This is a genomic window from Pseudomonas sp. FG86, from assembly GCF_057808775.1.
This window is the reverse complement of record NZ_JBMDIS010000060.1, coordinates 17293-39445: the sequence shown is the minus strand read 5'-3', so window position 1 is coordinate 39445 and position 22153 is coordinate 17293. Positions and strand designations below refer to the sequence as shown.

At 61.7% G+C, this 22153-nt stretch carries 5 protein-coding genes; 1 reads left to right on the top strand and 4 read right to left on the bottom strand.

The window, feature by feature from the left end; genetic code table 11:
- Positions 1-109 precede the first annotated feature (109 nt).
- The 3 genes from ACODSV_RS26775 to ACODSV_RS26765 form a co-directional block, all read right to left on the bottom strand.
- Positions 110-5230: a dermonecrotic toxin domain-containing protein gene (locus tag ACODSV_RS26775; RefSeq protein ID WP_150095281.1), complete on the bottom strand. Its 5121-nt coding sequence runs from the start codon at positions 5228-5230 to the stop codon at positions 110-112.
- A 42-nt stretch (positions 5231-5272) separates the two neighbouring features.
- Positions 5273-8380, bottom strand: coding sequence for a transglycosylase domain-containing protein (locus ACODSV_RS26770; RefSeq protein ID WP_150054146.1), 3108 nt, complete (start codon positions 8378-8380; stop codon positions 5273-5275).
- 82 nt (positions 8381-8462) lie between these two features.
- Positions 8463-13688 carry a hypothetical protein gene (locus tag ACODSV_RS26765; RefSeq protein ID WP_150054145.1) on the bottom strand — a complete coding sequence of 1742 codons (5226 nt, stop codon included), beginning with the start codon at positions 13686-13688 and terminating at the stop codon, positions 8463-8465.
- 460 nt (positions 13689-14148) lie between these two features.
- Between ACODSV_RS26765 and ACODSV_RS26760 the strand changes: the two genes are divergently transcribed.
- Complete coding sequence (locus ACODSV_RS26760) at positions 14149-15567, top strand: amino acid permease (RefSeq protein ID WP_150054144.1); 1419 nt, start codon at positions 14149-14151, stop codon at positions 15565-15567.
- Positions 15568-15625: 58 nt separating this feature from the next.
- On the opposite strand, the gene ACODSV_RS26755 is transcribed toward ACODSV_RS26760, so the two are convergent.
- The gene (locus tag ACODSV_RS26755) at positions 15626-22150 is read right to left on the bottom strand and encodes an NEL-type E3 ubiquitin ligase domain-containing protein (RefSeq protein WP_150095280.1); all 6525 of its coding nucleotides are present in this window, start codon (positions 22148-22150) and stop codon (positions 15626-15628) included.
- Positions 22151-22153: the final 3 nt, after the last annotated feature.

Genomic DNA, 22153 nt, shown 5'->3' with positions numbered 1-22153 from the left:
TCTTCTTTACTGGGGCTGCTTCGCAGCCCAACGCGGGACAAGCCCGCTCGCCACAAGGAGATTTGTCAGGGGGCTGAAAAGTTGTGCAGATACCCATGCAGCCATGGGCTCAGTCTTGCGGCTTGGGGGCTCGGTTGCGTCGTGTACCGGCCCTGCCCAGGGCTTGGCGTGTCAGGCGGCGCATCCATTCCTTCTCGTTGTAGCCCAGGTCGTTGAGCAGGCGGTTGTAGTGTTCATCGCTTATCGGTGTATCGCCGAACACGACGCTCTCTGAGGTTTCCAGTTCGTGCGCCAGTGCCTTCAGCGTGTCCTTGAACCGCGCTTTCTGCAGCGGCTCTTGTTCCTCGATCCATTGGGCCTGGAGGGCTTGCAGGTCGTCCAGGCGGTAGAACTTCTGCGTGTATGCGGTGGCATTTTCTTGATAAAGACTGTCGTGGGTTTCCCGCAGGTAGGTCTCCCAGTATGGCTCCAAGAGCATTTGGTTGAGCAGGCCGTCACCCTGGCCCAACTCCAGCACGCTGGTGTAAGCCTGTTCGATCTGGTCCGGGCTGACGTTGCCTGTTGTGCGGTAGCGCATGTGGTCCGACACCCAAGGCAAGTCCAACCGGTCGGCCAACGAGGTCTGGTAGGCGAGGTGGACATCGACCTCATCCACGACGCGGCTCGGATCACCGTCCTCTGGGGTGAACGACAAGCCTTCTCCGCCCTCATCTTTGGGCCGCACGCGACGGGCAATTTCCGCCTGGGCCACCTGGCCTAGGTGTTTGAGGCGCGCAGTCCCCTTGGCCAGGGTGACTAACCGGCCTTCGAGTTCACTCAATGACACTGAAAAGCGCTGTGCTTCGCTGGCCAGCACCTCGACGCCCATCTCATTGAAAATCTGCGCCCCGCCATCGTTACACCGTCCAGGGAAGCTCGACATCTTGAAAAGCCGCTCGCGCAGGGCGCTGTCGGCGTGGGTCGCGTTTATCAATCGCCAGACCTGTTGCGTCAACTCGGCCTGGTTGGCGGCGTGGCGTTGGCTGTCTTCAGGGGTTTGAAAAAACTCGGGAGGCTCAAGGAACTTGATGACTTCGAAAAAGCCCTGGGAACCATGCTCTTCTTCAACGGCGTCCCACATCTGCTCGCGGATGAGGCGGGTGCCTTCATCGGCACCGTCCATCCACGGGTCGCTGCCTGCCTGGGGGGCATAGGTGCGATAGGGGTCCAGCCCGGCCTCGGTGCGGTAGCGTTCGTACAGCTCGCGCTGATCGTCGTTCAGCGTGTTTCGGTCCAGGCGGGTACGCGCCACGGTGGCGGCTGCGGAAGGTTCGGGCGGCAGTGGGGGCAGGGCGGTAATTGGGTTGCCGCTCAGGTCCAGGTCGAACGCCTCGTTCCGGGCATGGGCAAACAGGCCCGCGGGCCATTGGTTGATCCGGGTATAGCTCAAGTCGAGGAGACGCAGGTTGGGCATCAGGCTGATATCCGGTGGCGTTTCCAACGGGTTATGGTCCAGGGCAAAGGCTCGCATGCGCCGTAAATTGCGCAGGCGCGGCAGGTCTTCAGTGCGCAGAACCACGGAGTTGTTAGACAGGTTCAGGTTCTGCAAAAAGCGCATGGCCTCCAGCTCCACCGGCACCCTCAAGAGCGTGTTGTGGCTCAGGTCCAGGGAACGCAGGGAAGGGAAGAGTTTGAGCAAACGGCAATGCGCCTGCCCGACGCTGCTCTGGCTCAGGCCCAGGTACGTCACGTGCTCGAAGTTGGCGGTCAGCTCGGGCAGGGAGTCGGGCAACGGTATTCCGTCCAATTCCAGGCGGGCACCACTCTGGGTTCTGCCCCAATCGTCGGTGTATTCGGCAAAGCGGTTGCCCCAGCAGTGTTCAAGCACATGCATCAGGCGCCTGCGCCTTGCCAGTTGTTCATGGTCTTGGGCGCTGCCTTTAGGGTAGTGAGTGGGGGACTGTTTCCAGGTACGCAACTGGGTGCGCAGGGTTTGTTTTTCCAGGGTCAGTTCATTCAGGGTGTTGCCCAGTTGATCGGCGGGTATTTCCTCGATGTAACGGTTCAGCCGTTGTTCGCTCAAGGTGGGAAACAAGCGTTGCAGGGTTTCCCGGGCGTGTGCGGTGTGGGTCTCCACGAGCGCTCTGGAGCAACGACTGAGTACCGGCCCGCCGAGCAATTGCTGGGTGTACCGCTCCATGACGCGGTGGGTCTGGGGCTCGGCCAGGACCTTGCGTCGCTCGGCCAGGGGTTGGAGGGTGGTCATCAACCAGTGTTTGAATTCTTCACTCTCGCCGGGCTCGAAGCCCAGCGTTGTTCGTTGTTCGGTGGGCAACGCCAGCAATACGGCGTCGTACAGGCTGGCGGGGCTGTACAACTGCCGGCTTTCACCGTCGTAGACCGCGTACCCCAGGCTGCTGCGCACCAACACTCGGCGTGTGCCAGCGGTATCCTCACCGACTTGGCTGCGCAGGCGGCCTGTGACATTGGCTTCACGTATTTCAAGGTGCAGCCCGGCCAGTGCATCGGTATTTAATAGCAGGGTCTTTAGCACCAGGGTTTCAGTCAGCGGGCTGGGCAATGCCGGCGGGTAGAAGCCTTCAAAGGCGCGCGCGACGTCTGTGGCTACTTGCAATTCATTGGCTTGATTGCGCAGACGAAGCGGCCAGCGCCGGTTGTCAGCCAGGGCCTGGCGCTCGCTTGGGCGGGCGGTGTCCAGCAGTCGTCGGGCCAGGCTCAGGTCCAGGTCCGGGTGGTCCTGGCGCAGCCCGATGATGGCGGGGTCGTTGCTCTCCTCCTGGGCGCGGTACAGTGTCGGTGCGATATCGCGGCTTTGGCTCAATACGTAGTCGGCCAACTGGTTGCGCAGTGCGTGTAGCTGTTGCGCCTCCGGCACCTCCCCCCCCAACAGGGTGGTGATTGCCGCTTTATCCAGAAAACCCAGCACCCGTTCCGGTAAACCACCGGACAGCACCTTGCCCAGGCTGATGCGCAACGTATCGGCGGGGAGGGCGTTTGGGGCGCCATACACGTGCGAGCTGCCGGTCAGGTCGGGCTTGAGAAACACTTGCAGGGCTTTGTCCTGTGGCCAGCCTTCCAGTTCGGTGACCATTTGTTCGAACCAGTCCGCGGCCGGGTCGGCGCTCAAGGCTTGCCCGGTACGGATACGTTCACTGGCAACCTTGACGGATTCGCCTGCTTCAAGCCGCTTCAGGCCGGCATCGAGCAGCGGCGGCAGCGGTTCGTTGTAGACATACACGCGGCGCAATGCACCCTCCTCGGTGCCGCTGGCGATACGCAGCTGCTCCAACTGTGTGTCGCTGAACGGCTGCACCCGATGCCCAAGGCGGCGCATGAGCTGGGCGCGCTCCCAGGTGCGTGGGTGTTCGCCTTCATGGACCGCGACACCGTCACCGTTCAAGTACAGGCGTGGCCGGTACGCTCGTGGTCGCTGGGGATGGATCACCCGATGAGCCTCGTCGGCCGCGTCGTATTGCACCTCAAGGTGGTGGGTGGCCAGCGCTACCAGGGTCTTGCCCTGATGCTGGTGCAGGCCTGAGGCTGAAGGGGTCGAGCCTTTGGGGATCAGATCGGGTTGGGCATAGGGGCCGATGTCCGGGCTCCACAAGCGCTGCGTACCGTCGGCACACGTTACCAACAACAGGTCTTCGACGAAGGGCGAGAGTTTGAGGCGTGCCAGCGTGCCGATTTTGCCGGCACCGGCGAACAGGGCGAACTGGATAATGCTGTCGGTCACCTCCACCAGGTGGCTCCAGGCTTCAATGCCCTGGCCCTCGGCCCAATCGACGACGCCTTCGAACACCTCATCCATGATCTGGTAGGCGCTGTAGGCGAGCATTAATTCCCCCAGCCCCGGGACGAAGGGGGTGAGTACCAGCAGCGCCGCGTTGAAGATGTCCGAGAGCATCTGTTCCAAGTTGTCCCACCAGGCCCAGCGCGCGTGACGGTCGACGTCGGCAGTGGATACCGCGATGTCCCGGGCATCGTTGACGATCTTGTTCAGTTGGCTGCGAAACAGGTAACTCCACAGGGTGTCGGTGGCGGGGTCTGGGGCACGCTGGGGGTAATCATCCTGCCAGCGCTGCACACTGAAGTGCAGGTTGGGATCGGAAATCGGCGTGTCTTTCCAACTGGGCCCGCTGTCGGTACGGTCCTTCTGATGCCATTGGATGTGGCTCAGGCGCGCGTTGAGTGCGGCAAAAAAAGCGCCGCGCTCACGATGGGGCACGAACTGGCTGAAAAACACCTGATAGCGGGCCTTGTCACGCAGTTGACGGGTCAACGTCTTCATGAAAGCCAGCGGCGACGGGTATTCCTTGAGGGGGTGTTCGGGATCTTCGGCAATGTAGGCGATCACCCGGGTGGTCGACGTCGCGCTGAACAGCACGATACCTGTCAGGGCCACCGCCATCATGCTGAGGGTATGGGCCTGGAGTTGGGCGCCATCGAGCAGTGGGTTTGGATGGTCGTCCACCACCTGAAGCATCGCGGCATGGGCGTCGGGCTTGAGATCGCCCTTGAGCAAGGCCAGGTGCGCGGCAGCCTTCAGCGCAGCCTGGTGGCGGGTCACGACTTCGTTGTGCAGGGTGCGGGCCAGCGCTGGGTTATTGAACCCCAGGGCCTGGGTGAGCTGTTGTTGATAGCGATGGCCGATATTCAGGTCGCGACAGATACTTTTGAAGCGCTCGGCCGTGAGCCGGGCACCGGTGGTGCGGTGGATGATCGACAGAACGTCTCGCTGCCCGCGGGCGTCCACGGGGCCGAGGAAGGCGAAATCGAGAAAGGTCTCGTCAGCGGCGAAGTTAAACAGCGCGGCATCGAGCAGCGACAACGTCTTGCTGGTTTGTGCGCCGGTCACATTGAGCGTCCACCAGGGCCTGGCGGCGTCGAGGTACAGGCGCAGGTACGTGTTGCGTACATCCACCTCACCGTAGTCGGCACGCAGGGCGCTTTTGAGCAAAGGCTCGGCGAACGCATGCACGTCGTTTAACCCGGCGAGCCGTTGGTCCAGCAGGTTTTGCCGGTGCCAATGGTCGGCAATCGCCGTCTTGAGTGTCTGATGCGCCAGGGCCGAAGCCTGGGGATAGGGCGCGGTGCCGTTGAAGCCTGCCGCCTTCAGTGAGTCGAGGCGCTTGGGTGTGGCCTGGGTGAGCCATTCGGGCAGGGCGTCGCGGATGTGCGCGTAATGAGCGCCGTTGAAGGGCGTATCAAGCGTGGATGAATCGGGCATGAATCAGTCCTTGAAAAAACTCGGGGTGATCCATGAGTGTGTTCAGCTTGGCCCCGCCGTGGGGGGCAGATAGGTAGTGCAGCGGTTTCCTGGCTGCAGTGACGGGTTGAGCAGCGGCGCCATGCCCTTGAGCACCTGCACCGGCAGCGCCGAGGTGAAGGTGAAGTGCTCGGCCGAGGCGCCGGGGACGAAGGCGGTCAGCGTACCGAAGTGATGCTCACCGATGTAGAACACAAACGTCGCCGTGCGGTTGATCGACTTGGAGCTGAGAATGCGTCCGCCGGCGCCCATGGCTTCGATGCGGTTATCACCCGTACCGGTCTTGCCGCCCATGGCCAATGGCGTGCCGTCAGCCAGTTTGAAACTGCCGGCCACGCGTTTCGCCGTGCCGGCATCCACCACTTGTGACAACGCGCCGCGCAAGGCCGTGGCGACTTCGCTGGGCATTACGCGTTTGCCGCGGTTGGGGTCGTTGATCACGTGGGTTTCATACGGCGTGCCGCGGGCAAATTGCAGGCTGTCGATGCGCAGCACCGGAATGCGCACGCCATCGTTGAGGATGATCCCCATCAGTTCGGCGAGGGCGGCGGGGCGGTCGCCGGAGCTGCCAATGGCGGTGGCCAGCGACGGCACCAGGTGGTCGAACGGGTAGCCGACGGCCCGCCAGCGCTCATGTATTTCCAGAAAAGCTTCGATCTCCAGCATGGTGCGGATGCGACTGTCCCGCGCACTTTGATGCCGGCTCTTGAACAGCCAGCTATAGACTTCCTGGCGCTCGAATTCGCTGGCTTTGACGATCTCGCTGAAGGTCGCGTCCGGGTGGTTGAGCAGGTAGCCCAGCAGCCACAGGTCCAGCGGGTGCACCTTGGCAATGTAGCCTTGGTCCGGCAGGTTGTAGGCTCCGGGGCCATAGCTTTGGTAGAGCTTGTCGAGGCGTTCGTCGGTGAGCTTGTCGGTGGTCTTGATGTTTTTCAGGTGGGAGCGCACGAAGCTGTTGAAGCTTGCCTGGCTGGCCTGGGGCAGCAGGTAGCGGTGCACGGCCGCCAGGCGAATCGCGGTGGGGTGCAGGCTGTCCATGAAGGTGTCGAGGCGCGACTGGGTGTCTTTGTTGCGGTACTTTTTCCAGAACTTGAGCAGGAACGCCGTGCCTTCGTGGTCGGCGAACTTGGCCAGGTATTCCTGGCGGCGCGGGTCATTGTCGTCTTTGAGCAAGCGCGCGCTGTTGTCTTCGCCGGAGTAGGTGGTGTAGCGCACCAGGTCGCGCATCAGGCGGATAAACGGCAGGTTGATCGACTCGCGCAGGGCGTCGCGCAAGGTGGGGCTGCGGCCGTTGTCTTCGTTGCGAAAGTTATGGAAGCGGTGCAGGCCACCGCCGGTAAAAAACGCCTCGCCGGGGCTGGCCGAGTAGGTGCGGTTGAGGGCGGCGTCGAGCATTTTCGACAGGTCGCGGTCGGTGCTCTGGATCAGGTAGTCCAGGGCCCAGCGGGAGAGTGGGTCTTGTTCGGGGACCGTGACTTTTTTCAACTCGGCGGGTGTCTGTGCACGGTAGCGATCATGCAGCTCGGTGATGATTTGCAGGTAGGTGGTCAGCACCCGCAACTTGGCGGTGGAGCCCAGTTCGAGTTTGCTGCCTTCATTGATGTCGAACGGTTGGTCGGTGTTGTCGGTTTGTACCCGCACGCGTGCGCCGTCAGGCGTCAGTTCGAACAGGGTGAAGCTGTAACGCACCTGGGGTGTGCTTTGCGGGGTGAGCAACCGCGGGCCGAGCAGGCCCATTTGCCCGGCGAATACCGGGTCGGCCAAGTGCTTGAGGTAGTCGGTGGCCTGGGTTTGCAGGGCGTAGTCAAGGGGGCTGGAGGCGGCAAGGTCAAGGCGGTCGAGGTCATACAGCGGGCGGTTGAGCAAGGTGGCGAGACGGCTGCGCGCGACGTTGATCGCTTTGTTGGTCTCGACCGGTTGGATCGTCGGCTGCTGCTGCCAGTCGCGGTAGGTGACGTGGCTGGCGAGGGCGGCCTTGGCCAGCGCCGGATCGATCACGTTGTTCTGCGCCAGCAGGCGGATATGGCTGTCGGTCAGTTGCGCCAGCTCCTCACGGCCTTTGGTTAAATAATGCGAAGGTCGACGCTGGGCGATCATCAGTGACAGCACTTCGCGCAGCGCCAGGCCTTTTGCGGCCAGGTCGTTCGGTGCATGACCGGCCAGCAGGGCGTTGACCTGGTTGAAGTCGGCGCCGTACCACACCCGCAACCCCTCGGCCATGCCGTGCACTTCACCGTGCCCCGGGACCGCCGAGAGCGGCACGCTGTTGAGGTAATCGCGCACAATATTCTGCCGACTGCCCAGGGTTTGCGGCCCAGGCTCATAGGCGCGGACGCTGGCGGAAATCATCTGGCGGATTTTCTCGCCGCCCGACAGGGTCAGGCCGTCGGGTGAATGGCGATACTTCTCAAGCTGCGTGGCCAGGGTGCTGCCGCCGGCCGTTTGCCCTGGTAAATGCACCAGCTTGGCCACCTGCGACCAGGCTGCCTTGGCGAAACGCGGCCAGTCCACCGCCGGGTTGGCCGTCGGTTGCTTGGGGTCGAGCAGGTCGCGGTCTTCGATAAACAGCAGGCTCTGTACCACCAGCGGCGGGATCGCGGCGAAGCTGGCATACAGTTGCTGCGGGTAGATGAAGGTGTACAGCGGCGCGGCGCGGCAATCGGTGATGGTCAGGCCGGCCTGGACCTTTTCTGCGTAGGGCACGAACAGCCCGTGCTGGGCATAACCCATCAGCGCGGGGGAGAAGCGCGCCTGCGCCTGGATCAGGTAGTTGCGCTTGAGCAGGCGCGGCAAGAATTCATCCAGCGCGCTGTAGCCCAGTCGTCGATCGAACGGGCCGTCACCCGGATAAACCATGGCATCGCTGGCGCCCGGTTCCACCCGATAGCTCAGCGATGCGGCGAAGGCGCTCAAGTGTTCGGCTTGCAGGCGCGAGGTGCGCATTTCCTGGCTGGCGGCCCAGCCCAGTGCCAGCAGCGCGATCAACAGCACCAGCCACGTCAGCCGCCACCACAACCTTCGCGAGCGGGGGCTTTGTGGCAATGGCGGTCGATCCGCGCTGACGGTGGGTAACGCAGCGGGTTTCGAATCGGTTTGCCATAAAGCGCCCATAGTCGATTGATCCATTCACGCAGATTGATCGGACTTGGTTGAAGCTTAGTCGCTGCTGGCGCGGCGTGAAAAAAATGTCGGTTCAGCGTTGTGGGCGCTTCACGCTTTGGTTCAGCAGCGCCAGCCACTGCGGATCGTTGGCTTTGCCCCAGCGGTAGGTACCCTGGTGTTGGAAAAAGACCGAAAAATCCTGAAGGAACCAGGCATGCATTTTTATGTTGAGCTGGCGCATGTAGTCTGCCGCCGGGCAGACGATTTCAGCCCACGGATCGCATATCCATAGCCCCGCCCAGCCGGGTTCTTTGAAATCAACGGTGGTACCCAGTGTCGGGGGTTGTATGCCCACCACCACAAATGCGTGGGCGGGCGGCGTCATGCCCCATACCTGCGCGGCGGCGCCGTTGATCCTGAGCTGTGCGTGGGCGACGTGGGCCATCTGGTCGCAGTTGCCGGCCCCGGTCTTGAGGATAACCTCCGTGTAGTTGGGGTGGCCGGTGCGGCTGTATTGCCACATCACCAAGGGTTCCGCGACAGACAACCGCGTCAGCTCGCTTGTGCCCTGGCCGGTGACGTTGGCCGAACCGATGCCGGTGCTCTTGACCATTCTCAAGGTACTGGCCTGGGCCTGTTCGGCCAGATACTGATTGATGGTTTGCACAGGGCCCGCAGCCGGTTGAGCCGTGTAGAGCGGCCAGTGCTCCAGGCGGATCGGTGCTACGGCCACGCTCATTCCCAGGCGTTGCCCTTGATCGCTGGCGTTGAGCAACAACTCGCGCTGTTTGAGTGGTGGCAAGCTGCTGGCTTGTGTGCGCAGGCGCTCGATTTTTTGCGGGTTGAACCCCCGTCGGGCCAATTGCCCATAGAGCACTTCCAGGGTCGGCAGGTTGACCAGAGGAGGGTTATGGACAAGGCCCGCGGCCATTGAATAGTTGAGTTTGTACTGGCCGAAGGCGCGAATCCGTTGTTCGTGCGTACCTCCCAGGCTGAAATCCAGTTGATTGAACTGCAACGTCGGAGCGGTGGCCGTGACGATGGCTTCATAGAACACGCCGATGTCGGCTTCCACGATGAGCTGCGTATGGGTCGATGTGAGGTCAGTCGCCATGGCGCGCAGGGTCCGGCGATCATCGATAGCCTGAGTGAGCCCCTCCAGTTCGACCACGCGAGTGTGGCGGTTGAGCAGGTTGTCCAGTTGATCGCCGGGCAGGCCGAATTGTGGTTCGTCAATGAGCTTGCCGTTGACCTGCGCTTTGTAGGTCAGCGGAGCCTCCATGACCACTGGCGTCAACTCGAAGGTCGTCCCCTGGGGCGTTGCCTCATACACCCTGCGGTTATAGACCAATGTGCGGTGATGGCTGCCGACGGCTGGCGCAGGTATCAAGCGGATGTGCTCAACAGCCTGGGCTCGGCGTTGATGGATCGAGGCGTTGAACGCCGCAAGTTTTTTGCTGAAGCAAACCAGCGGGATCGGGCTGCGTTTGTTGCGCGCCGGGGCGCAGAGGCTCTCGAAGCCTTCTGCGACCTTGAAGTAAGCGGGGGAGGTCAGGTCGTCCAGGTGAGTTGGCACCTGATGTTCAAGGCGTAACAGGGTGTCGGCGTCCAGCAGGTCGGTGACATCGGTGCGCGCAATGACCAGCGGTTGGGTCGTGAAAAGACGTTCGCTGACCAACGCCTGATACCCGTTGGCAGCCTGCATCGGGCTCACGTTGATGGCGCTGTCCAAGCGAAAGTTCGGCATCGGTGGCCCATACGGGTGGGTGCTGAAGGGGTAGCAGGCATGCCAGTGGTTTCTGTGCAGGATCGCGTTGACGCGTACGAAGTCACTGCCGCGCAGTACCGTCCCGCTGCCGATGTCGGCGCGGGCCAGTAGCTTGGGGTAGTCCATCAGGGGAATGTCGGCCGTGAGGCGTTGAACCTGGCGGATGGCCGTGTCGATGATTTGGCGTGCGCTGGCGCTGAGATGGATCAGCCCGCTGCGGGCCAGCCTGAACAGGCCGGGAATGCCCTCCAGTGGGTTCAAGACACTCTGGAGGAAGGCGCTGCTCAAGCGGCTCAGTTGGAGCAGCTTGATGGGCAGGGGCGCGGTTCTTTTCAGGACGGCCAGCGAGGCCTTGAAAAAGCGTTGGGTGGGAAACAACAGCGTCAGCAGGTCGATAAAGCAGGCATAACCCCCGTCGATCACCCGGCGGGTGTCGGCGGAGGCGATGTCTTCGGTACAGGACCATAGGGGGACGAGGGTTTTGAGGCGGGCCAGCAATCGATCCCAACGTTGTTGGATCTGTTCGCGTTGTGTCGAACCCCGGGCGTGCCGGCGCAAGGTGTCCACTTCGAGGAAGAAATGCTGTTGCACGATGGCTTGGGCAATGGCGCGATTGACCGTCGAACCATAGGTGAGCGGCGCCAACGGCGGCGCACTGGCAGGTGTTGGGCTGAGTGACCACAACGTGTGGACGATGACCTTGGAACGTGCCCCTGGCCTCGGCGGGCGCCCGCTGGCATAGGCTTCCCAGTCTACTGGCAGCTCATCGCCCTCCAACAGTGTGGTGATCGGGCGGGTCGAGTGGGGGCCGCCGGTGGTCACCGGTATCGGCGTGCCGCCCTCGCTGAACACCAGCGGCGGGCCACAGCGTTTTAGGGCGCGGTTCAACAGCGGGAAAAGCTCGTATTCACACACCGCAGTGGCTGAAGTGCCGCGCAGGATCACGCCCATCCTTGCGGTGCGGGCGATGTCTTCCTGCGCGCTGAGCAGCGCGAGATCCTTGCCAGGCTCTTTTTTCAGCACCAACAGCTGCAAATCCGCCTGTTGCAGATGCACGCGATCGGCCAGGGGCAATTGCGCCAGGAGGTCTTCAATCGTCGTGATGTAGGCCTCTTTCATGCGCTCGATGAAGGCGCCGAAGGCGTTGTCGAAGCGCTCATTGATGTTGCCCAGGCGCCCGAACGATTGACGCAGTTGTGTCAGGTCCATTTCAGGTTCGGTCGTTTGCCATCGGCTGTCGTCCAGTTGGCCATCCATGTGCAGTTCCACCAGCGAATGCAGGCTGTAGTTACTGCGCTCGTGATGATGCATCGGGAAGCGCAGGCTGCTGCTGGCTATCGGTGGAACGGGGCGCCACAGGCAGGCTGTTTCCAGCAGCGGTTGCGTTGGAAAGACCTGTTTAAGGTCGGCCAGGGCGATGCTACGGCGGCTGGGGACTTCGCTGGCGAAGGTGATCAGGGCTTTTTTCAAGGCGTGCAGGCGCTGCGTGAGGCGGCGCTTCAGCGTGTTGATTTCGTCCACCTGGTAGTGCCCGTTCTCACGCTCGGGCAGTTCGCCCTGGGCGATGGCCCAATCGAGCAACGTGCTGGTGGCGGTGTATTCGCGCCACCGTTGTTGCTGGAAGGTTGCGGGCGGCTGGGACGCCAGGGTGATCATGTCGTCGTAGGTCATGTGCGGCGCGGATCCGGGCGCCATGGCCTGCGCCATCATGACCCCTTGTTTGAAGGTCATCCAAGTGATCGACGTGCGATAGCACAAGGTCGCGGGCAGTGCCTGCACCAGGAATTCCGGCGCGCCGCCGGCCAGCAACAGGTGGGCCGCCAGTGGTGCGGCGGCGGTCGAGACCTTGCAGGCTCGCACCAGGTGCAACTCCAGGCCCAGGCGCAGGTCGGCATGGGATTGACCCCAGTGTGTGCCGGCGGCCAGGTTGAAGCCGGCCAGGGTGTAACTGCCTTCGCCGGCCGCGGGATCCAGGTCGAGGATCAACGCGCTCAGCACCAGCAGGCCAAGGCTTGTCTGGTTGGTCGGTTCGTCGGGGTGTTGCCCGTACCAGTGCAGTGCCTCGATCAATTGCTGGCCCAACTGGCGCGTGGGTTCAAGGCCCAGCAGTTGTGTGAGCAGGTGGTCGGCCTGGCGGCGCACATCGTCAGCACTTTTGTCGCGCAGCAGCGCGTCGCACAACCTGTCGAGCAGGCGTGGGGCGTTGTCCGGTCGCCCGCGATTGACGGTCTCAACCATCGTCTTTCGTGCTTCGCTCCCCAGCCCTATCGGGGAGCGGGCCGTAGGGCTGAGCAGCGTGTGGTAGTCGCCGTAGGGGGGGCGCCGGGGCAGGTTCATTTTCAGGTTTTGCAGCGTGTCCTGGGCGTCGCCGACCGTGTCCGGCAGGTCGAGTTGATGATGCTGCAACAGCTGTTTGAGTGTGAAGGGGCCACAGGCGGCACGGACCGTGATGGCCGGGTGGCGCATGGCGCCGCCGTGAAGCGCGCCGGAGTTCGAGGCGGGCGTGAGTATCACGCGGGCAGTATCGAGGATGGTGGCGTTGGGTTTGTCTTTGATCAGGGCGCTCAAACCCTCGGCCATGATGTCGCGGTCCTGGTCCAGGGCCAGCCAGTGCAGGTGCTGCATCAGCGCGAGATCGGAGCCGGCGAGGTCGCTGACCGGCGGTAACGTCAGTGGCGTTGACTGGCGCAGCGTCGCGACCAGCGCGCGAGCTTCTTCGGGGGTGTCGGGCACCGGCAGGTCATGGCACCCCAGGAGTTGGGCGAGGCTGAATAACCCGCTTTGGTGGACGAAGGTGCCGAGCTGTTCGGCGACCTCGACCAGTGGCTGCAGGCGGGCTTCCTCGGGCAATGGCAGCAAGTGTGCGATGCCGATATCCACCGGTGTGCCCCAGGCGTTCCTGCCACTGAGGCATCGCGTGGCAGGATCGAATGCATACGCGCCGGGTTGCAGGCCCTGTACCGGATCAAGGGCCAGGAACGCGGGGTGAGTGGTGAGGGCGGCCAGTAACGCTGCGCCCGTTTGCTGGGTGCTAGCCCAGAATGAGCCGGAGTCGAGCTTGAGGTAGGTCTTATAGGAGGAAAACAGGCTGAAATCGTCTTCGTCGAGTAAGTTCTCCAGGCTGTCGGCGATCTGGTGCAGGTCCTGATCCAGTCGCTCGAGCTGGTCATTGAGGCCCGACGTGGAGGTGGCGAAGGTATTCAGTTGATCCAGGGCCTGGGTGATCACCCTCAGTTGCCCGCGATGCCGGGGGTGAGGATAGCCATAAAAATTCAGCACCCGTTGCACCGGTAGTTTCAACTGCGTGGCGTGCGGTTCCACGTCCAGGCTGGCCAGGTCCAGGTCCAGTGGCAGGCGTGCACGCACGTTCGGGCGCTCGAGTGCCTGGCGGTGCAGCTGCAGCCAGCAGCCCAGTGATGAGTGTTCTGGAACCTCCACGCCGGCGGTGTGGGCAGTCTTCAGGTGCCTGATCAATGCGGTCATCAATTGACGATCAGCGGCCTGGCGAAGCACCTGGCCTTGCCTGAGTTCATCGAGGGTGTCTTGCATGGGAGCCTTCCTGGCAATCGTGAACAGCCATCGTGAAGGGGCGCCGCCAAGTCGGATATCGCGAAGGTTCCGCAGTACCTGTGGTCGGCTTCGGTGTTTTCAGTGTGATCGGCTGTAAGGCTCGGAACAGAGCCTTCGGTGGGGTATATACGGCCTAGGTAGGGGCATGACGCTGCACCATTGTTGTGCAATACTCGGCACCGCTAAATGACGACAATTCCTACGCTTTGCAGGTAATGCTCCTCCGCAAAAGGCGGTTTTACCGAGAGTTCCCGCTGAATCTTGCCGTTTATTGAGTGAAAAACCCTGGGTTGAGCTTTTTATACTGCACCCCCGCTGATCTGGCCCCGCCAGACGGACTGGCCCATGAGGCGAGCCCGGTGTGAGGGCGTCATGGCAGACCCGCTGTGGCGTCGAGCGTCGGTGGTTTAATCCAATAACAAGACGAGGTTGTACCCCTATGCCAGTTGGCAATCACCTGCCCCATGGCGAGACCGCTCAGGGCGGCCCGCTGAAACGTGAACTGGGCGAACGGCATATTCGCCTGATGGCCCTCGGCGCCTGTATTGGCGTCGGCCTGTTCCTTGGCTCGGCCAAGGCCATTGAAATGGCCGGCCCGGCGATCATGCTCTCCTACATCATCGGTGGCCTGGCGATCCTGGTGATCATGCGCGCCCTCGGCGAAATGGCGGTGCACAATCCCGTCGCCGGTTCGTTCAGCCGTTACGCCCAGGACTACCTCGGCCCGTTGGCGGGTTTTCTCACGGGCTGGAACTACTGGTTCCTGTGGCTGGTGACCTGTGTCGCGGAAATCACCGCCGTGGCGGTGTACATGGGCGTGTGGTTCCCCGATGTACCGCGCTGGATCTGGGCCCTGGCGGCGTTGATCAGCATGGGCACCATCAACCTGATCGCGGTCAAGGCATTCGGTGAGTTCGAGTTCTGGTTCGCCCTGATCAAGATCGTCACGATTATTGCCATGGTGATCGGCGGTGTTGGCATCATTGCGTTCGGCTTTGGCAATGACGGCGTCGCGCTGGGCATTTCCAACCTGTGGGCCCATGGCGGCTTCCTGCCCAACGGTGTGCAGGGCGTGTTGATGTCCCTGCAAATGGTGATGTTCGCCTACCTGGGCGTGGAGATGATTGGCCTCACCGCCGGTGAAGCGAAGAACCCGCAAAAGACCATTCCGAACGCTATCGGCTCGGTGTTCTGGCGCATCCTGTTGTTCTATGTCGGCGCGTTGTTCGTGATCCTGTCGATCTACCCATGGAACGAAATCGGCACCCAGGGCAGCCCGTTCGTGATGACCTTCGAGCGCCTGGGCATCAAAACCGCTGCGGGGATCATTAACTTCGTGGTGATCACTGCGGCGCTGTCTTCCTGCAACGGCGGCATCTTCAGTACCGGGCGCATGCTCTACAGCCTGGCGCAAAATGGCCAGGCGCCGGCAGCTTTCGGCACCACTTCGCGTAACGGCGTACCGCGCAAGGCGTTGCTGCTGTCGATTTTCGCGTTGCTGCTGGGCGTGTTGCTCAACTACCTGGTGCCGGAAAAAGTCTTTGTCTGGGTCACGTCGATTGCCACCTTCGGCGCGATCTGGACCTGGGTAATGATCCTGCTGGCGCAACTCAGGTTCCGCCAGGGCTTGAGCCCGGCCGAACGCGCCGGCCTCAAGTACCGCATGTGGCTGTACCCGGTCAGTTCGTACCTGGCGCTGGCATTCCTGGTGCTGGTCGTGGGCTTGATGGCGTACTTCCCCGACACCCGTATAGCGCTGTACGTAGGCCCGGTGTTCCTGGTGCTGCTGACGGTGCTGTTCTACGTGTTCAAATTGCAGCCCACACAAACGGCACAGGGTGAGGTGCAATCGGTTTAGCCGTGAATGAGTGGCTGGAGCGAGCCTGTCGCTCCAGCCTTTGTCGACGTTCCCTCGCTTATGGACGCCGCATCGCGTGAACCGCCGCTTCGGTCAACTGCCGTATCAAGCGTTGGCGCTCGGCCTTCTCCAGGTCAATCAACGCTTGACGTCTCTCCAAGTATTCATCCGAACTTTTGTCGGGCACCTCCCTGTTCAATAGCTCGGTTTTGTACTGGATGACGTTTTTGATCGTCAGGAACGGCTCGGGAAACCGACGCTCCAGGTATTTGAGCCAGAAGTCGCGGGTTTTGTACGACTCCAACAGCAAGGTCGGCGTGTCCAACGCGTGCAGCGCTTGTCGGGCCGCGATCACATCAGCGTCACCCACCCCATACGCCTCCACGCTGTACAACATTTGGTCGGAATAAATGGGCAGGTTGAATTCGGTCCGTAGGCTGACCCGATAGAACAGAATGATTTCGGCTGCGTCTGGCAGGGTACGCTCGGGATGGTTGGGCAATGCTTGATTCAGTCGGCCAATGTGGGCGTCGGCGAGCTGATCCAAGTGGTTCAGGAAATAAACTTGTTTGGCCAGGCCCAGCAGCTCCTGGTCGATACGGATCTTGTCGTATCGGGAAAGGGTCTGGTGAATGCGGTATTCGAGTTCCATGTTGCTGAAGGCCAGGATGGCGCCGTCACCACATGTGCCTGCGGCGTAGGTGTTGAGGAACACCGTCTCGCGAAGCTCGGTGGATTCCCCCAGTGCATTGAGTAGCCGCCAGACCCGCGTGGTCAGGTCTTTTTTGACCTGCCCGCCTTGTTTGTAGTCGAGCGATTGGGTCAGATCAGCCAGCACACTGAACACATCATCCGGCCGTGCGCCTTGGTGGTCGTGCAGCGCTGCCCACAGGTCTGTTGCCGCGCCTTGCTGGACTGGATTAAGGGTGTCGAGCCACGGGGTGATCGCCGGCGGTACGGCAGTGGCGTCCGCTAACGCGCCCTGCATGCTCGCGCCCGACTGGGTATTGAATTGTGCAATACGCTGTCGGGTTGGCGCTGAAAGGGGGTTGCCCACAAGATCGGTGTAGTGGTTGCGCTGTCGCGCCCTCGGGTGGGTAAACGCGGCTTCGGGGATGCTGGTGATCTGGTTGTCTCGCACATCCAGGTTCAGCAACTGGTCATGTTCCGCGGCCCCTGCGGGCCATTGGTTGATACCGGTTCCCCGTAGGATCAGGCTGGTGAGCCGGGGTATCTGTGTGATGTCGGGGGGTATGCCCAAGGGGTTGAAGCTCAGGTCGAGGCTTTCCAGGTTGACCATGCTTCCCAGGCGGGCGACGGACTCTTCGGTTAAACGGATGTCGTTGTCATTCAGGTTCAGGTGGGTGAGGTGGGCCATGTCGGTGATCGAGGTGGGCAGTTCGGCCAACCCACAATCGATATGCAAATAACGCAACCCGGCAAACCTGGCAAGAAACGCATGGCCGGTGACGGGAAAGCTGTCCCCTGAGATTCTCAGGTGTTGAATATGATTGAAACCGGTCGTTCCGGTGAGAAAGGTCGCGGGGGGCAGGTTGTTTCCGTCGAGGTGCAATTGCAGCGAAGTGGTATGCATCAGGTGCTCTACATAACGTAGGGGTTCATCACCTCTCCAGGCTCGACGCAATTGATGGGCGATGTGGCGGCGCCGGCCCAGGTTCATGCCCAGCGGGTCTGTCTCTGCGGCATCCACGGCTTGGGGCGTGTCGCTCCAGCGGGTCAGCTCGATGTCCATGGCGCGGAACTCGGCCCGGCGGCGATCGAGCTCGATCAGGATATCGGGTTCACTCATGCCCAGGTTGCGTAACAGGGCGTTGGCGGCGCTGGCGTCAAACCGGGGGTAGAGGTCCTGGACCCTGGCTACCAGGTCCGGCGCACGTTCACCAAACGGCCAGAGCCAGCTCCACACGGGGTAGGCCAGGAACGAGCGATCCAGGCCCATGGCAGGTTGCAGCCAGGGTTGCAGGTGGGGCAGGTCAAGCAGGCTTTTTATCTGCACGCGCTGGGACAACGCCAGGTTGGCGATGTGTTCCTGGAGCGGTGCGAGGTCCAATTCATCGGTGATGCCCAGCGACGTGCGTTCGCTCAGGTTCAGGGTCTGGACGATGGCTGGCAACAGGTTGCTGCCGCTGCCGACGGGAGAGGCCAGTGCCGTTCCCTGAGGGGTGTAGGCCTGGTAGACCGCGCCTTTTTTGATCAGTACTTTTGAGTTCGCTCCCGTCGGGTCTCCGGCACTTTCGATGCTGGGGCCGTTGAAGTGCCTGTCGCGTACCTCGATGCGCAGGTTGGCGGGCCAGCCGGGTACGGACTTGAGCAGGTGCAGGGTGATCTTGTCGCTGTCCGGGTTGAGCAGGCCGTCCAGGTACAAGCCTTCGAAGGCCCGGTTCAGACGTATTTCAACCGCGCTCAGCCGGGCTTGTTCATTCAGGCGCAGGCTCACTTTGCCGTGTGCTTGCAACTGTTTGAGCTCGCGGGGCGTGGCGTGGCCCAGGATGCCGTCGACAACGCTGCCGGGTAGGTGCGCGTGCTTGGCTATGAACTGTTCTCGCAGCGCGTTGGGGGGCCTGTGTTCACTTTCTTGGTAAAGCGAGTTGAAGATATGGCTTCGGTCTTTCTGTACAAACTCGACGACTGTTTTCACCAGCTTGAACAAGCGTTCCGCCGGCGTTGTGGGTAACTCCCCCAGCAGGGCCTTGATCACCGTATCGTGCTGGGTGAGTTCGTTCAGCAGACGGGCTTCCTTGTAGTTGTGTTCGGTCACGAGGATCGTCTCGACATTCGGTCCCTCAATGTTCGGGTGCTGGTAGCGCACCTCGTTCCGAGGGCTGATGATTTGCAGCCGGTGGTTGTCCGGCCACCCCGGTAACCCGGAAATCACCAGTAGTTGCAGCTCCGGGTTGGCATCCTTGCTGTTGGGGTCCGCCTGCAGCGCATCGATGAAGTGCTGGATCTGTTGTTCGATCTTGAAACGTTTGCAGCTGTCGGCCAGTAACGGCGGTGCTGGATGGCCGGCGCGGTGAACCTGGCGCAGGACATGTTCCGGCGTGTCGGTAAGGGCGAGGATTTGATTGGCCTGTTCTTGGGGGAACGCGTAGTTCTGGTGCCCCAGGCGGTGGAACAGTTGGTGTTTGTCCCAGGTCATGGGGTTGTCGCTGGCCAGTCGCCAGGCGCCCTGGCCGTTGTGTTCCAGTGTCGGCGTGTCGACGCCAATTTTGTTGGGGTGTTTCAGGCGCCACTGGTAGATATTTTTATCGAATTGGACGGGGTAAAGGCTGCCGGACAGCGGCAGGTACAGTTTGCCCTCGACATTGACCAGACCGTTGGCGCTGGGTTTGACGTTCGCTGGCAGCATCCGGTTGTGTTCGTATTGCGCCAGCGAGCCATTGACCAGGCTGATAAACCCTTCTGGGTTGCGTCGGGCACTCATGGTATCCCCCAGGGTTTTTCGCAAACCCGTGGCATCGGTGACGCTGTTCATGCCCAACCGTTCTCGTTCATGGGGATGCAGCACCGAGGCGATGGCCAGGTAGAAGCTGTCGTGGTCGGGTGAGGTCGGGATCTCGCCCCCGTTGCGAATGTCGTAGGCCTGGTAGCGCCCGCCGGGATACCAACGCAGGTTCACGGTGAGGTCGTCTGGCCCACTGGGCTCGAAGGTTTGCCCCTGGGCGACATCAGTGACCAGGAAGGGCCGCTTGAGGGTGTTGCGGATCAGTGTGCCGGCGATCTCCCTGGCCCACAGGTCGGTGTCGGTATTGAAGGCGCGCGGGTTGTACAGGCCGTCGATCACCGAGTCGATGCGCAAGGCGGTACGGTGATGATCGATCACTTCAACCAACGCAATGGGCAGTGTCCCTCCCGCGAGGAAAGCCTGCTGCTGGCGGGCCGTCAACGGCTGTGCGGCGAGTATTCGTTCCAGGTTGGCGGCGCTCATGGGCGGATTCAGGTCGCGCAGCTTTTTCAGCAAGGGTGTGACGGTGACCAAGGCAGGTGACACCTTGACGGGCAGAAAACGCCTGGCCTCTGGCGCGGCAACAAGCTCGCCTTTTTCAACCCCCCAGTAATCGAACAGCGCCGAGAACAGCGTAAGTCTGTTGCTGCTTGCCAATGCCGCCACCTGTTGGCGCACGGCGTTGATTCGATCCTCCTCGGAGGCGTTGGGTTGGCCGTCTTTACCCAGGGTCGAGTCTCGCGGTTGCTGGCGAAGGATGAGTTGGAGCAGGTGTTCGTTACCTTCGGGGCCGCTGCCCTTGTCGTCGAGGGCTATGTAGCTGCCGTCGTCGCGACGCTTGAGGTTGATCGCATGCGGTCGGGGTGGGGCTTGCTCGGTTTTGCCGTAGGTCTCTATCAGCGATCCCTGTGCGTCGTGGATGTTGAGCCGCGTGTCGGTCGGCCACCCGCTGAGTTGCGTCAGCAGGCAAAACACCGTGCTGTCGGCATGGGCCGGCATTTGGCCGGGCTGGGGGAAGTCATCGATGATTCGCTGGATGACCTGGTCGACCTGTAGGCGTCTGACCCCTTCGATCAGGTTCAGCGGCGCTGCCTGGGCGTGCCAGACCTTGTCCAGCGAGGCGCGAGTGGTGGCGGTGCTGCGCAGCAGGTGTTCAAGGGCTATGGGGGCGAGGGTTGACGAGCCGTTGGGCAGCATGCGTTGCAGTAACTCGACGTTGGACAGGGTATGGACGTTGTGCAGATCGAATGTCCAGGCCTGGGTCGCAGGTTCGAAGACAATCGGTGGGGTGTAGCCGTCTTTGGCGTGGGTGAGCACATAGCGTTTGTGCACCTCGTCAAATTTGACTTCGACCAGTACGTCCATTTCGCCCTGGCGCAGTTTGGCGTAGTGGTGATCATTGAGCGTGTAAATGCCCATGACATTGGCGGCGATGCCGTTGACCAGGCGTTGGTTGCGGTGGGCATAGGGAAGGGCGTCCGGCTTCCACAGGGCATGAGTGCCGTCGGCGCGGGTTATCCTGTGCGGGTTGCCAAGTTTTTCCAGGTACTGGCGCATGCGAAGGCGGTGAACTCTTCCGGCGGTCGAGATCAACTTGCCGCTGATCGCCAGGTCCGAAACATCGGCCAGCGCCGAGGCAAATCCGCTGGCCTCGCCCTTGGCCAATTCATTTACACCTTGAGCGACGCTGTAGGTCAGGCTGCCCATGGCGGTGAGTTGCATCACCCGGTTCATCCCAGTGACACCGCCAGGCAGCGGTGTGAGCAGCAGTTGCAGCACTTCACCGGCGATGGCGGCTGCGGCGTCCTTGAGCGCCTGCCAGTCTTTTTCGGCGCGGGTTTCTGCCAGGGTGTCCAGGTTTGCCTGAAAGTGCTGGATCTGCCGATAGGCATAGGCCTGGACCAAGGTGATTTCACGACCGGACTTGATGTCGGTGTTGAAGCGTATGTCGTTGAGGTTTTTTTGCGCGAAGGCCAGGTGAAAACCCTCGTAAATGTACCCGCTTAACCAGCCGGCCCCCTTCAGATGTTGCTCTTTGTCGATGAGCGATTTGAACACGGAGAGCCCGATCAAGGGCAATTGCCGGGAGAACCAGCCCAGGTCTTTCTTCGCGTGGCTTTCCAGCAGTTGTGCGCGAAACGCACGTTCGGCGGTCTGGGCGTCGTCGTGGTACTGCAACGCCCCGCCGGGACGAAAGGGGAAGTAGGACAACACGCCAAGGCTGGCCACCCGGATCAGCAGTAAGGGCACGGGGATGCAGGTGTCCCAGGGAACGAAGGGCACCGAGATCACGGGGGTGATACCGGAACTCAGGTTCAGGGTATCGAACGGCAACTGTGGGCCGCTGCCGTTGATGGCGGCGTTCAGTCGGTTGTAGAGGTCCAGGGTGACGCCGGTGGTAGCTCGGTTGCGATAGGCTTCGATCAAGTCAAACAGCAGGCTGGCCTTGGCTGAATCCTCGAACAGTGGGCGCATTGGGCCGTTATTGGCCATGGCGGTACGGGTTTTGTCGCGCAACTGGCCGCCCAGGTCCAGTTCGCGGGTGGCCTCGATAAACGTGAGTACACTCAGGGTTCTGTCATTGTCCGGCCCGACGATGTAGCTGGCCTCCACCAGGCTGAAACCCGAGTCCCCGGGGATGGAGTGGGTGAAGCCATAGTTGAGGCAAGCGGCCTCCCACAGCGACATGTGTTTGAGGTGATCGATGTAGTGGAAGTCGTTTTGTGCCCGTCGCCGGCGGTGTCTTTTGTGGAGCTCGTCCTTGGGGCTGAGTTGCCGCTGTGGTGGGTCCCAGGGAAACGGCTGCTCTCGCTTTTCTTTGTACAGGGTGAAAAGGGTGTATTGCTCGGGATCGCGTCCGCCGAGTTTTTCACGCAGTTGTGCAAGGCCTTCGGTCTTGAACCCACGGGTATGGGATTGTTGCGCTTCTTCCAGCGCAACCAGTGCTTTGAGAGCATCGCGTTGCAAGGCGGCGTAGCGAGCTTTTTCCTGTGGGGTCAAGCTGCTCATGGCTTGAATCACATTGTGCTGGATCTGCTCAAGGGCTTGTTGCTGTGACCAGGAAACGCTGGACTGCAGATTTCCGGATAAGCCATTGAGCAGTGGGTAAGTCGACATGTG

Excerpts from the sequence above, each read along its gene's own strand:
- ACODSV_RS26755 (WP_150095280.1), bottom strand. The coding sequence starts at position 22,150 with ATGTCGACTTACCCACTGCTCAATGGCTTATCCGGAAATCTGCAGTCC.
- ACODSV_RS26765 (WP_150054145.1), bottom strand. The coding sequence starts at position 13,688 with ATGCAAGACACCCTCGATGAACTCAGGCAAGGCCAGGTGCTTCGCCAG.
- ACODSV_RS26760 (WP_150054144.1), top strand. The coding sequence starts at position 14,149 with ATGCCAGTTGGCAATCACCTGCCCCATGGCGAGACCGCTCAGGGCGGC.
- ACODSV_RS26775 (WP_150095281.1), bottom strand. The coding sequence starts at position 5,230 with ATGCCCGATTCATCCACGCTTGATACGCCCTTCAACGGCGCTCATTAC.
- ACODSV_RS26770 (WP_150054146.1), bottom strand. The coding sequence starts at position 8,380 with ATGGGCGCTTTATGGCAAACCGATTCGAAACCCGCTGCGTTACCCACC.